Genomic DNA, 12,796 nt, shown 5'->3' with positions numbered 1-12,796 from the left:
CTCACCCCACAGTCCTGGAGATCTCAACGTGCATGACCGCCGGTCCCTCATCGAGAAGCGCATCGACCGAGTACTCACCGAACGCATCAAGCCTGCCGTTCACCGGACCGTCGCCGAGCTCGACGTCACGGCCTGGCACGTAGATGGCGGCCAGGGCGAACCCGTCTCTCCTGCAACAGCTTTCGCGGCTGACTACGAGCCGTTCGCCGTCGGCGACCGGTGGGGTCCAGCTTGGGGTACGACGTGGTTCCGTCTGCGCGGCGACGTCCCCTCGGTGGCTGAGTCGGCGCACCTCGAGTTGGTCATCGACCTCGGTTGGGCTGACCACTCCCCCGGCTTCCAGTCCGAGGGCTTGGTCTACCGGCCGAACGGCTCGGTGGTGAAGGGCCTCAATCCCCGCAACACCTGGGTGCCGTGGCGTACGACGGACGGTGCCGTCGACCTGTACGTCGAGGCCGCCGCCAACCCGCTCATCCTCGAGGTCCACCCGTTCCTGCCCACGACTCTCGGGGAGAAGACGACGGCCGGGGACGAACCTCTCTATCGTCTGGCCCGGGCGGATGTCTGCGTCATCGACCACGAGGTCTGGGAGCTGGTGGCCGACATCGACGTACTCAACGGGCTGATGCTGTCGCTGCCCGAGAGTGACGGCTGGCGATCTGAGCTGATGTACGGCCTCGAACGGGGACTGGACACCCTCGATCTGCAGGATGTCGCCGGGACTGCAGCAGCCGTCCGAGCACAGCTCGCACCACTCCTGCAGCGACGTGCCGATGAAGGCAGTCACCACGTCTCGGCGGTCGGTCACGCGCACATCGACTCGGCCTGGTTGTGGCCGACCCGCGAGACCGTACGCAAGGTGGCCAGGACGGTCTCCAACGTGACCAACCTGATGGACGAGCACGACGATCTCGTCTTTGCGATGTCCTCGGCACAGCAGTACGAGTGGATCGAGGAGCACCGCCCCGAGGTCTTCGCGAAGCTGGCCGACCAGGTGAAGACCGGACGGCTCGTGCCCACAGGTGGCATGTGGGTGGAGTCCGACACCAACATGGTCGGCGGCGAAGCCATGGCCCGCCAGTTCGTCATGGGCCAGGGCTACTTCCGCGAGAAATTCGGCATCACCTGCGAACAGGTATGGCTGCCAGACTCTTTCGGCTACTCGGCGGCCCTGCCCCAGATCGTCAAGCAGGCAGGGTGCACCCACTTTCTGACGCAGAAGATCTCCTGGAACCAGCAGAACGTGTTCCCTCACCACACCTTCAGCTGGGAGGGCATCGACGGCACCCGCGTCTTCACGCACTTCCCGCCGATTGACACCTACAACTCCGACCTCTCGGGCCGCGAGCTGGCCCACGCGGCAAGCAACTTCCGCGACAAGGGCGCCACGAACCTCTCGCTCGCACCGTTCGGCTGGGGCGACGGAGGCGGTGGCCCCACCCGGGAGATGCTGCAGCGCGCTCGGCGTACGACCGACCTGCAGGGCTCGCCCAAGGTGACGATCGAGACACCGGCCGCGTTCTTCGAACGAGCGGAGAAGGCGTACCCGAACCCACCGGTCTGGGTCGGCGAGCTCTATCTCGAGCTGCACCGCGGGACGTACACCTCGCAGGCGAAGACCAAGCAGGGCAACCGGCGGTGCGAGCACCTGCTGCGCGAGGCCGAGCTCTGGGCGACGACTGCGGCCGTGCGGGACCTCGCGCCGTACCCGTCCGAGGCGTTGCGTCGCTGCTGGAAAACCGTGCTGCTCCAGCAGTTCCACGACATCCTGCCCGGCAGCTCGATCGCCTGGGTGCATCGCGAGGCGGCCGAGCAGTACGACGCCGTTGCCGCCGAGCTCGAGGCTCTGATCGACGACCGGCTCGCTCTTCTGACGGCCGCGCCCGACGCCAGCGCGGGCGAGGTCATGGTCAATGCCTCCCCTTACTCACGCAGCGGGACGCCGGCGCTGGGAGCCGGCCCGCGACACGACGTGCCACCCGTGCGGGTTACGCGCGAGGACGACTCGGTCGTCCTGGACAACGACGTGGTGCGGGTGCGACTCGACGCGCGCGGACTGGTGACCAGCGTGGTCGACCTGGAGACCGGACGTGACACCGTGCCGCCGGGCCAGGTGGCTGGGCTGCTCCAGCTCCATCCGGACTTCCCCAACATGTGGGATGCCTGGGATGTGGATGCGTTCTACCGCAACACCGTTGCGGATCTCGTCGACCTGGATGCGCTCGATGTCGAGGAGCGTCCTGACGGCTCCGCGGCGGTGGTGGTTCGGCGGACGTTCGCGGAGAGCACCGCTGTCCAGACGTTCATCCTGCGCCCCGGCGCCCGGCAGCTGAACGGCACGGTCGAGGTCGACTGGCACGAGCGCGAGAAGATCCTCAAGCTGTCGGTCCCCATTGACGTGCACACCGATCGGGCCGCCTTCGAGACCCAGTTCGGTCACCTCGTGCGTCCGACCCATCAGAACACCAGCTGGGACGAGGCCCGTTTCGAGGTGTGCGCCCATCGTTTCGTCCACGTCGCCGAGCGCGGCTTCGGGGTCGCGGTCGCCAACTCCTCGACCTACGGCCACGACGTCACCCGGCACGCGGGCGACGACGGCGCGACGTTCTCGGTCGTACGCCTGTCGCTGCTGCGCGCACCGCGCTTCCCCGATCCCGCGACCGACCAGGGTCAGCACACGCTGCACTATTCGGTCGCCGTGGCGCCCGACATCGCAGACGCCGTGCGGGCCGGCTACGACGTCAACCTGCCCGAACGGCGCCTGACAGGAAGGGCTTTCGAGCCCGTGCTCCGGCTGACCGGCCAAGGTGAGGCGGCGGTCGAGGCCGTCAAGCTCGCCGAGGACGGGAGTGGTGACGTCGTCGTACGCCTCTATGAGCCGTACGGCGCGCGCACGTCGGTCGAGGTCGAGCCCGACTTCGAGTTCGCACAGGTCCGCCAGACGAACCTGCTCGAGGACCAGATCGAGCCAGACGGGCTCACGACAGATGAAGGCCGAATCTCGTTGCAGCTGAGGCCATTCCAGATCGCAACCCTGCGTTTCTCCCGCCGCTGACGAGGCGAGAGATCCCCAATCAGCCCTTGATCGCGCCCTCGCCGACACCGCGGAAGAAGAAGCGCTGGAGCGCGGCAAAGACGATCAGGATCGGGATCAGCGCGATCATCGCTCCGGCGGCCACGACGCGTGGGTCGGTGTCGAATGCGCCTTGCAGATAAGCCAGTCCGACGGTCAGCGTCAGTTTGTCGGGGTCCTGCAGCACGATCAGCGGCCACAAGAAGTCGTCCCAGGCGCCGATGAACGCCAGGATCGTCACGATCGACAAGGTCCCGATGACGCTCGGCACACCGATGTAGCGCAGTCGCTGCCAGGCGTTAGCGCCGTCGACGATCGCCGCCTGCTCGACCTCGTCGGGAATGGCCTGGAACGCGTTGCGCATCAGCAGCACATTGATCGGACCGATCATGGCCGGCAGGGCGACGCCGAGCAGGGTGTCTCCCAGACCGAGCCTGGTGATCGTCTGGAACTGGCTGATGATCGTCACCTCGCCCGGCAGCAACAACGTCGTCAAGAACAGCGCGAAGACGAGACGACGACCGCGAAAGTCCAAGCGTGCCAACGCAAATCCGCCGAGCGTCGCACCGATCAGGTTGCCGACGACGACCAGGGCAGCCACGATCAACGAGTTGCCGGCGAAGTGCACCACCGGGACGGCTCTGGTCACCTCGCCGTAGTTGGAGAACGTGGGGTCCGCAGGGGCGAAGCTGGGGTTCGCGGCAAAGATGTCCTCGGTCTTGGACTTCAGTGAGGTGCTCAGCTCCCACAGCATCGGCCCGATGCTGATGGCCGTGACGACCAGCAACAGCGCATAGCGTCCGACGGTCGTCCACCTGCGCCGGCTCATGCCGAGGCCTTCTTGTTGATCCGAGCGAGTGCAGCCATGGGGATCACCGCGATCACGAACAGCAGGACCGAGAGGGCGGCGCCGTAGCCGAGTCGGCCATCCGCGCCAGCAACCGAGCTCTGGATCAGCATGACGACCGAGACGTCTTGTCCGCCAACGCCTCCCGTCGTACCGCCGAGGATGTAGAGCTCGGTGAAGATGCGCATCGCGGACACCGCGATCAGGATCGAGACCAGCGTCATCGTGCCTCGGACCCCGGGGATCGTGATGCTCCAGAACCGCCGGAAAGCGCCGGCGCCATCGACCTGGGCGGCCTCGTGCAAGGTCGGGTCGACATTCCCCAGAGCGGACAGGTACAAGATCATGTAGTAGCCCAGGCCCTTCCACACGGTCAGCGTGATCGCGGAGAACAGCAGCAACCAGCGCCCGGTCAGGAACGGCACAGCCTCATGGACAAGGTTGGCCTGCTGCAGGAGACCGTTGACCACGCCGCGCTCGTCGAGCATCCACTGCCAGATCACCGCGACAACGACCGCGGAGGCAATGACCGGGAAGTAGAGCACCGTCCGGAAGATCGCCAGGCCGCGTATCGGCTTCTCGACCAGCATCGCCAGCAGCAGCGGCAGCACGGTCAGCAGCGGCACACACACCAGCATGTAGATGACCGTGTTGACGAGTGCGTCGCGCAGCTGGTCGTCCTCCCACATCGCGCGGTAGTTCTCGAGACCGACGACCTTGCCACCGGACAGCGTCCGCACATTGGTGAACGACAGCAGCAGCGTGTTGATCGCCGGCCACAGGCTGAAGACCGCCAGCCACGCCAGGGCCGGCAGCACCATCAACCACGGGGTGAACCAGCGATGTGACCTCACAGCAGCGAGTTGGCCTTGCTGACCGCCTTGTCCAGCGCATCCTTTGACGACTGCTTGCCGGTCAGAGCGAGGGCCAGCTGCTGATTGAGATACGTCGACATGGCTTCGGTCCAGGTCGGCGGCTGGATGACCTTGGCCTGCGGCAGTGCCTTCGCAGCGAGGACGGCGGCGTTGCCAGCTGCGGTCCCGTCGCTCTTGCTGAACCGCGGATCAGTCTGTGCCGCAGTCGTGCCGGGCAGGAAGCCGGTGGCGATGTCGGTGAATGCCAGCTGGTTGGTGTTGTTGGTCGCGAACTTCGCGAACTCCAGCGCGAGCGGCAGGTTCTTGCTCTTGGCCGCGACGCTGATGCCCTGCGCATAGAGCGGTGGCGTGCCGATCACGGGCGAGCCGATGACCTTGGGCGCCAGGGTCGGGCTCTTGCCCTGGAGATCCTTGATGAAGAACCCGGTCCCAGTCGTCCAGCCGACCCGGGACTTCTCGAACAGCGCCGAGTTGCCGAGGTAGGTGTCACTCAGCGCGTCCTTGGGCATGTAGCCGGACTTGTACGCACTCACGTACTTGTCCACCACACCGGCTGCCGCCGGGGTGTTGAAGGCGAACTTCTTGCCGTCGGCGGACGAGAGGGGTACGCCGGCGGCAACGAAGTCGAGCAGCCCTGGCTTGCGGCTGATCAGGTAGTCCCGGCCGCCGGTCGCGTCGTGCACCTTCTTGGCTGCTGCCATCAGCTGATCGTTGGTCGTGGGCAGCGCTGTCGTCGAGACGCCGGCCTTGCCCAGGATGTCCTTGTTCCAGTAGTTGACGTCGGTGCCGAGATACCACGGGAAGGCGTAGCTGCCGTCCACTCCCGGGTAGGTGTAGGCCCCGATGCCGCTGGCCACGTAGTCCGTGGAGAGCGTGGGCACGCTCTTGGCCAGATTGAGCAGGGCGCCCGGGCGCGTGGCCTGGTAGGCGATCTCGGGCGGCAGATTGACCACGTCCGGCAGGCTGCCGCTCTTGATCTGACTGGCCACCTTGTCGGCGTATCCGTCGCCCGGCTGATCGATCCAGTTGATCTTGGTGCCTGCGTGCGACTTCTCGAAGGCAGCGATGAGCTGGGTGAAGTACGGGGTGAACTTGTCGTTCTTCAGGGACCACGTCTGAAAGGTGATGGTGCCGGCGAGCTTCGCCGGGGCGGAGACGGACTGCTGAGCGGCCGTGGTGCTGTCACCGCTGCCCTCGCCCACCCCGCATCCTGCGGCAGTGAACGTGCAGACGACCGCGCCGACGACGGCGACTTTGTGACGGCTCAACACCGGGAACTCCTCCTCGAGCACCAGCCTGATTCAGGCGAACGCGGCAGTAACAAAACCGGTCTAGTATGCGACTATCTCGGGCACCAGAATCGCTGTCAAGGGATTCGCTCAGACTGGGTCCTGCGACGATGGACAAAACACGTCACGGATGCGAGTGCCGCACGCTCGCTCAGCAGGAGGTACCACCTTGGCCCGACTGACCATTGCCGACATCGCGCGCGAGGCAGGCGTCTCCAAGGGCGCCGTCTCCTTTGCGCTCAACGGTCGGCCTGGAGTCAGCGAGGAGACCCGGGCACGCATACTCCAGGTCGCTGAGCGCATGCAGTGGCGGCCGCACAGCGCGGCGCGCGCACTCGGTCGCTCGAGCGCGCAGCTGGTCGGACTGGTATCGGCCCGCCCGGCTCGCACCCTGGGCGTCGAGCCCTTCTTCGCCCAGATCGTCTCGGGCTTGCAGGCTGGCCTCTCGGCAGGAGGCATCGGCCTCCAGCTGCTGGTCGTCGAGGACACCGCGACCGAGATCGAGGTCTATCGAGGTTGGTCGGCCGAGCACCGGGTCGACGGCGTCGTGCTGATGGACATCCAGGCTTCCGACCCGCGCATCGCCGAGGTCATGCGCCTCGGCCTGCCAGCGGTGGTACTCGGGGATCCCCTTAAGGGACAGGCGATTTCGACGGTGTCCGCAGATGACAAGGCAGCCATGCGCCGCATCGTCGACTACCTCGCGGCCATCGGCCACACCCGCATCCATCACATCGCCGGCATGGCTCACCTGCGCCACACCAGAGCGCGCAGCAGCGCTCTGCGCACGGCCGCCAAGGCGCTCGACCTGCAGGTGACGACCACGACCACGGACTTCTCGGACACCGAAGGGGCCGCAGCGACGAGAGCGGCCCTGTCCTCATCCCCCACGCCGACCGCCCTGGTGTTCGACAGCGACATCATGGCCGTGGCAGGCCTCGCGGTCGCGATGGAGATGGGTGCGGAAGTGCCTGCTGACGTGTCGATCGTGTCGTTCGACGACTCCGTCCTCGTCCGTCTCATGCACCCGGCCATCACCGCGCTCTCTCGCGACACCTTCGCGCTTGGCGAGCAGGTCGCGGCGACCCTCGTCGAGACGATCAAGAACCCGGGCGAGGTCGTTCGTACGACTGCCGCGGCCCCTCAGCTCGTCGTACGCGAGAGCACCGCCCCACTTCGGTGAACGGCACCGTCTCTTTGCCTCGTTGCTAAACCGTTCTAGGCTCGCTTCATCATGAGCGATCCGACACCACACCCCACTGCCGTGAACAGCCCACTCCGACTCGGCGCCAACTACGTGCCGTCGCGCGGCTGGTTCTACAGCTGGCTGGACCTCGATCTGGACGACGTGCGTCGCGATCTTCATGACCTGGCGGCGCTCGGCATGGACCACGTCCGGATCTTCCCGGTGTGGCCATGGATTCAACCAGGACGCGGACACCTGCGCCGGAGCGCCGTCCGCGACGTCGTCTCCGTCATCAGGGTGGCGGCTGAGCTCGGCCTGGACGTCTGCGTGGACCTCATCCAAGGCCACCTGTCGAGCTTTGACTTCCTGCCGTCGTGGGCCCTCACCTGGCACCAGGGCAGCGTGTTCGAGGATGCTCGCGTCCGCGAGGGCCTGAAGACCTACGTGGACGTCCTCTCGGCAGCCGTCGCTGCGGAGCCCAACGTCTTCGCGATCACCGTCGGCAACGAGGTCAACAACCTGTGGCCGGCGAGCTCGACCACTCTGGCGACCAGCCGCGACTGGGCGGCCGAGATGGTGGGGACGATCCGCACAGCGGCGCCTGGCGTACAGGTCGTCTACTCCATGTTCGACGACGCGTTCTACTCCCCCGGCCATCCCTTCGGGCCCGGCGACGCGACAGCGCTCGGCGACGTCACCAGCGTGCACTCGTGGATCTTCAACGGCACCTCACGACTCGACGGACCTCTCGGCCCGGCAACCGTCTCCCACGCCGCCTACCTGTGCGCGCTCGCCAGCGCCTGCGCCGAGGACCCGGGACGAGGGGTGTGGTTGCAAGAGATCGGTGCTCCGAGCCCGGACGTGCCCGTCGGTGATGCCGAGGTTTTCGTGGAGCGCACTGTCGAGGCCGTGACCCAGCTGCCGGAGCTGACGGCCATCACGTGGTGGTGCTCGCACGACATCGACCGCGGTCAGCCGGACTTCCCCGAGCGGGAGTACGACCTGGGCCTGGTGACCGTGGACCACGTCGCCAAGCCCATCGCGTACGCGCTACGGGATGCCGTGCGGCAGGCGCGGACTCAGGCACCGTCCCCGAGTCCGCGCACCATCACAGCGCCCGCCGACATCGTCGCCTCGCCCGAGGACCGCGCTGCTGTCGCACCGGGGAGTGCGTTCCATCGCGCCTGGGTGGAGGCGAGCCAGATCACGCCTGCTCGGATCGTGCTACCCGCCACCTCGGGTGCCGTCGCTGCGGACGGCTGAAGTCCGTGACCGCAGGCATCGGCCGACGCCTGCGGGTGGCCGGTCAGGAGTTGACCGCGCCCATGATCGCGGCCTGACGGCGCTTCTGACGACGGGCCGCCTTGTCCCCCTCGGCACGCGCCTCCTCCTCCGACGCACCGCTCTGCAGGGCCTTCGTGTAGCCCTCCTGACGCGCTTTCTCGATCTTGGCCTGCGACCGCTCGTGCAGCTTCTTGAAGAGACCCATCGACATACCTCCGCTTCATGACGTGCCTGACGACGCCAACGTATGGCGGTCGATCGCGGGGACACATCCGTCCTTAGGCTGAGTCCCATGACTTCCGTACCTGCCGCCATCGTCGACGACCTCGCACCGACAGGCACGCTCCGTGCGTCCATCAATCTGGGCAACCCCGTTCTCGCACAAGGCACTCCGGACGAGCCGGCAGGCATCACCGTCGATCTCGCACGCGAGCTGGGCGCTCGCCTCGGAGTGCCGGTCGAGCTGATCTGCTTCGACGCGGCACGTAAGTCCTTCGAGACGCTGACCTCCGGCAACGCCGACATCGGCTTCCTGGCGATCGAGCCGGCGCGCGCGGAGCAGGTCGCGTTCACCGCCCCGTACGTCGTCATCGAGGGCGTCTTCGTCGTTCCGGAGGACTCTGAGCTCCGGGCCGTCACGGACGTCGACCGGGAGGGCGTACGGATCGGGGTCAAGAACGGCTCGGCGTACGACCTCTACCTGACCCGCACCGTCGAGCACGCCGAGCTGGTCCGCGGAGACGAGGGCGTCGACGTCTTCGAGGCGCAGGGTCTCGAGGCGGGCGCCGGCATCCGCCAGCCGGTGACGGCGTACGCGCAGGCGCACCCCGGCCTACGGCTGATCGACGAGAGGTTCATGCAGATCCAGCAGGCCGTCGCGACGACCAAGAACCGCTCGGACGAGACGATCGCGTTCCTGGCCTCGACGGTCGAGGAACTGAAGGCCAACGGCTTCGTGGCTGAGTCGCTGCAGCGCGCCGGCCAGGGCGACACCCAGGTCGCGCCGCCCGCCTAGACCTGGTCGCCCTCAAGGCGCCTAGCGTGGGGTCGTGGCGAACCGACTCGAGCACAGCCTCAGCCCCTACCTGCGCCAGCACGCCGACAACCCCGTGGACTGGCGGGAGTGGGGCGACGGGGCGTTCGCCGAGGCGCGGCGGCGAGACGTGCCGATCCTGCTGTCGGTGGGCTACGCGGCGTGCCACTGGTGTCATGTGATGGCCCACGAGTCCTTCGAGGACGCTCAGGTGGCCGAGGCGATCAACGCGTCCTACGTCGCGGTCAAGGTCGACCGTGAGGAGCGCCCCGACATCGATGCGGTCTACATGCAGGCAACGGTGGCGCTCACCGGGCAGGGCGGCTGGCCGATGACCTGCCTGCTCACGCCGGCCGGCGAGCCGTTCTTCGCCGGGACCTACCTGCCGAAACCACAGCTCCTGCGCTTGCTCGACATGGCCGGAACGACCTGGCAGGAGCGCCGCGACGACGTCCTCGCGAGTGGCAACCACATCGTGAGCCGCCTTCGAGAGGCCGCCGCACCCACCACATCCCAGGCGTACGACGATGCCGCGCTCAGCGACGCCGTCACCCGGCTGCAACGCGAGTTCGACTGGCAGTACGGCGGATTCGGCGGCGCTCCGAAGTTTCCACCCTCGATGGTCCTCGAGTTCCTGATCCGCCACAACGCCCGGACCGGTGACGAGAGCGCCCTGCGGATGGCGCAGGAGACCTGCGACGCCATGGCTTGCAGCGGTATGTACGACCAGCTCGACGGCGGGTTCGCGCGCTACAGCGTCGACCGGTCGTGGACGGTCCCCCACTTCGAGAAGATGCTCTACGACAACGCCCAGCTCATGCGGGTCTATGCGCACCTGTGGCGCCTGACCGGTTCGGCACTGGCGCGCCGAATCGCTTCTGAGACAGCGGATTTCGTGCTTCGACGCCTCACCACTGATCAGGGCGGACTGGCATCCGCACTGGATGCAGACACCGACGGGGTCGAGGGCGCGACCTACGCATGGACGCCGGATCAGCTCGTCGACGTGCTCGGGGACGAGGACGGGCAGAGGGCAGCAGAGCTCCTCTCCGTCACGCCCACCGGCACCTTCGAGCATGGCGCGTCGACCCTCCAGCTGCAGACGGACCCTGACGACGCGCAGTGGTGGGACGGCATACGTCGGAGGCTGCTGATCGCCCGGGACGCACGCCCACAGCCGGCGCGGGACGACAAGGTCGTCACGTCCTGGAACGGCATCGCCATCGCCGGCCTCGTCGATGTCGGCATGCTGCTGCAGCGCCCGGACCTGGTGGCTGCGGCTCGGACCTGCGCCGACCACGTCCTGGCGGCCCATCTGCGCGACGGACGGCTGCGCCGGGCGTCGCTCGACGGCGCGGTCAGTGCGAGCGTCGGCGTCGCGGACGACTACGGCAACCTCGCCGAAGGTCTGCTCCTGCTGCACCAGGTCGACAGCGACTCGCGCTGGCTGGAGGCAGCCACCGGACTCCTCGACACCGCGCTGGACGTGTTCTCGACCGACGACGGCGGCTTCTTCGACACGGCCGCTGATGCCGAGCCGCTCTTCACCCGGCCGCGCAACCCCGGCGACAACGCCGAGCCGGCCGGCCAGAGCGCGCTCGCCATGGCCCTGGTCAGTGCCGCTGCCCTCACCGGTGAGCAGCGCTACCGAGAGGCCGCCGAGCGCGCTGTTGCTGCAAGTGCCGGGGTCGTGCGGCGCGATCCTCGATTCGGCGGGTGGTCCCTCGCAGGGGCCGAGGCTCTGCTCGCGGGCCCGCTGCAGGTCGCCGTGGCCGCGCCGACCGCCGACGACGCTCTGGTCCGCGCATCCTGGCTGAGCCCGTCCCCCGGCCTGGTGCGCGCGTCCGGCGAGAGTGCGGGCGGCGTACCTCTCATGGCAGGGCGAGAGGCACGGGAGGGTCGGCCGACGGCGTACGTCTGCCGTGGCTTCGTCTGTGACGCTCCGACCACGGACGTCGAAGACGTGATCCGGACGCTCGGCGTCAGAATCACGGGCTAAAGTCGCCGTCATGCGCCGTGGGGGAACACTGATTGCTGCCGTCGTCGCGAGCCTGGCGCTCGCGTCCTGCTCTGCCTTCTCCGATAGCGGGGACGACGGGAGCTTCCACAGCCCGAGCTCCGACGGGAGCGCCGCGCCGGGCACGAGCAAGCCGGCTGACAAGGCGCCGGTGAGCGTCTCCGTCACCGGCACGGGCGACATCCTCATCCACGTGCCGGTCGCCAAGAACGCGGCGGCCAACGCGCGCAGGTCCGGCCAGGGACAGTACGACTTCAACCCGATGTTCGCCGACGTCAAGCCAGTGCTCAGCGCGGCTGACGTGTCGATCTGCCACCAGGAGACGCCGATCTCCTCGGACAACGAAAACCTCAGCAAGCCGGGCTCGCTGGTCTACAACGTCCCCCGCGAGATTGCCAAGGGCCTCAAGAACGCCGGCTTCGACGGCTGCGAGACGGCGTCGAACCACACGTGGGACCAGGGCCTGAAGGGCATCGCCTCGACCCGCAAGGTGCTCACCGCGGCCGGCCTGAAGGTCTCCGGACCGACGACCTCGGCGCAGGACTTCGGTGAGCCCGCCGTCTATGAGGCCAAGGGCGTCAAGGTCGCCAGCCTGAGCTATACCTACACGATCCTCAACCAGGCCGGCCCCAACAAGAACCTGCCGCCGGACGCGGACTATCTGAAGCGCTACTCGTGGCCGATCATCGGCGCGGCCGGCATCATCGCGGACGCCAAGAAGGCCAAGGAAGCCGGCGCCGACGTCGTCGTCGTGAGCGTCCACTGGGGCACCGAGTACGAAGCGACGCCGACCCAGGACGAGCTGTCCATGGCCAAGGAGCTGCTGCAGTCGCCCTACGTCGACGGCATCTTCGGTGCGCACGCCCACCTGCTCCAGCCGTGCTCCACGATCAACGGCAAGACGGTCTTCTTTGGCCTGGGCAACTTCCTGTCCAACCAGGGCAAGGGGCAGGCCGGCACGTTGAGTGACAAGAACGCCGACGGTGTCATCGCCAAGCTGACCTTTACGCGGGACGCCGAGGGCAAGTGGACCCAGAAGGCGACCTACCAGCCGACGATGGTCGACATCCCCGACAAGCACGTGATCCGGCTGTCGAGCCAGTCGACCAACCCCGCGTCCTTCAAGCGCACCCAGACCACGCTCAACAAGCTCGGCAACTGCGCGGCCACTCCAGCCGACGGTGGCTGACGA

General features: G+C 67.5%; 10 protein-coding genes. 6 read left to right on the top strand and 4 right to left on the bottom strand.

Features of this window, described 5'->3' with window-relative positions; translation table 11 throughout:
- Window positions 1-28 precede the first annotated feature (28 nt).
- Window positions 29-3,055 carry an alpha-mannosidase gene (locus VV02_RS12235; protein ID WP_052591809.1) on the top strand — a complete coding sequence of 1,009 codons (3,027 nt, stop codon included), beginning with the start codon at window positions 29-31 and terminating at the stop codon, window positions 3,053-3,055.
- Between the two features lie 19 nt (window positions 3,056-3,074).
- On the opposite strand, the gene VV02_RS12230 is transcribed toward VV02_RS12235, so the two are convergent.
- The 3 genes from VV02_RS12230 to VV02_RS12220 are packed head-to-tail and all read right to left on the bottom strand — an operon-like array spanning window position 3,075 to window position 6,066.
- The gene (locus VV02_RS12230; RefSeq protein WP_052591808.1) at window positions 3,075-3,902 is read right to left on the bottom strand and encodes a carbohydrate ABC transporter permease; all 828 of its coding nucleotides are present in this window, start codon (window positions 3,900-3,902) and stop codon (window positions 3,075-3,077) included.
- On the bottom strand, window positions 3,899-4,774 hold the full coding sequence (locus VV02_RS12225; RefSeq protein ID WP_052591807.1) for a carbohydrate ABC transporter permease: 876 nt from the start codon (window positions 4,772-4,774) through the stop codon (window positions 3,899-3,901). Before VV02_RS12225 ends, VV02_RS12230 begins: the two co-directional genes overlap by 4 nt.
- Window positions 4,771-6,066 carry an ABC transporter substrate-binding protein gene (locus VV02_RS12220; RefSeq protein ID WP_218917404.1) on the bottom strand — a complete coding sequence of 432 codons (1,296 nt, stop codon included), beginning with the start codon at window positions 6,064-6,066 and terminating at the stop codon, window positions 4,771-4,773. The genes VV02_RS12225 and VV02_RS12220 overlap by 4 nt, the downstream gene beginning before the upstream one ends.
- A 187-nt stretch (window positions 6,067-6,253) precedes the next feature.
- On the opposite strand from VV02_RS12220, the gene VV02_RS12215 reads away from it, so the two are divergent.
- Together VV02_RS12215 and VV02_RS12210 are read left to right on the top strand one after the other, a co-directional pair.
- Window positions 6,254-7,267 (top strand): LacI family DNA-binding transcriptional regulator, encoded by a 1,014-nt coding sequence (locus VV02_RS12215; protein ID WP_052591806.1) that lies wholly within the window; start codon window positions 6,254-6,256, stop codon window positions 7,265-7,267.
- Between the two features lie 51 nt (window positions 7,268-7,318).
- Window positions 7,319-8,533, top strand: coding sequence for a glycoside hydrolase 5 family protein (locus VV02_RS12210; protein WP_052591805.1), 1,215 nt, complete (start codon window positions 7,319-7,321; stop codon window positions 8,531-8,533).
- 43 nt (window positions 8,534-8,576) lie between these two features.
- Here VV02_RS12210 and VV02_RS12205 read toward each other — a convergent pair whose 3' ends face one another.
- Entirely contained in the window at window positions 8,577-8,759 is a 183-nt protein-coding gene (locus tag VV02_RS12205; RefSeq protein ID WP_169787678.1) for a hypothetical protein, read from the bottom strand.
- Window positions 8,760-8,846: 87 nt separating this feature from the next.
- Between VV02_RS12205 and VV02_RS12200 the strand changes: the two genes are divergently transcribed.
- From VV02_RS12200 to VV02_RS12190, 3 genes are read left to right on the top strand one after another with little or no spacing between them, the layout of a single operon-like run.
- A complete protein-coding gene (locus VV02_RS12200; RefSeq protein ID WP_052591803.1) occupies window positions 8,847-9,569 on the top strand; it encodes a transporter substrate-binding domain-containing protein in 723 nt (240 codons plus the stop codon).
- Window positions 9,570-9,603: 34 nt separating this feature from the next.
- Window positions 9,604-11,586, top strand: coding sequence for a thioredoxin domain-containing protein (locus tag VV02_RS12195; protein ID WP_052591802.1), 1,983 nt, complete (start codon window positions 9,604-9,606; stop codon window positions 11,584-11,586).
- Between the two features lie 10 nt (window positions 11,587-11,596).
- Window positions 11,597-12,793: a CapA family protein gene (locus VV02_RS12190; RefSeq protein WP_052591801.1), complete on the top strand. Its 1,197-nt coding sequence runs from the start codon at window positions 11,597-11,599 to the stop codon at window positions 12,791-12,793.
- The last annotated feature ends 3 nt before the right edge of the window (window positions 12,794-12,796 follow it).

Source organism: Luteipulveratus mongoliensis (assembly GCF_001190945.1).
Classification (GTDB): domain Bacteria; phylum Actinomycetota; class Actinomycetes; order Actinomycetales; family Dermatophilaceae; genus Luteipulveratus; species Luteipulveratus mongoliensis.
Note: the sequence above shows the minus strand (reverse complement) of the source record. Positions and strands in the feature narration are given on the sequence as shown.

Coding starts and splice junctions, on each gene's coding strand:
- VV02_RS12230 (WP_052591808.1), bottom strand. CDS start 3,902: ATGAGCCGGCGCAGGTGGACGACCGTCGGACGCTATGCGCTGTTGCTG.
- VV02_RS12210 (WP_052591805.1), top strand. CDS start 7,319: ATGAGCGATCCGACACCACACCCCACTGCCGTGAACAGCCCACTCCGA.
- VV02_RS12205 (WP_169787678.1), bottom strand. CDS start 8,759: ATGGGTCTCTTCAAGAAGCTGCACGAGCGGTCGCAGGCCAAGATCGAG.
- VV02_RS12200 (WP_052591803.1), top strand. CDS start 8,847: ATGACTTCCGTACCTGCCGCCATCGTCGACGACCTCGCACCGACAGGC.
- VV02_RS12190 (WP_052591801.1), top strand. CDS start 11,597: ATGCGCCGTGGGGGAACACTGATTGCTGCCGTCGTCGCGAGCCTGGCG.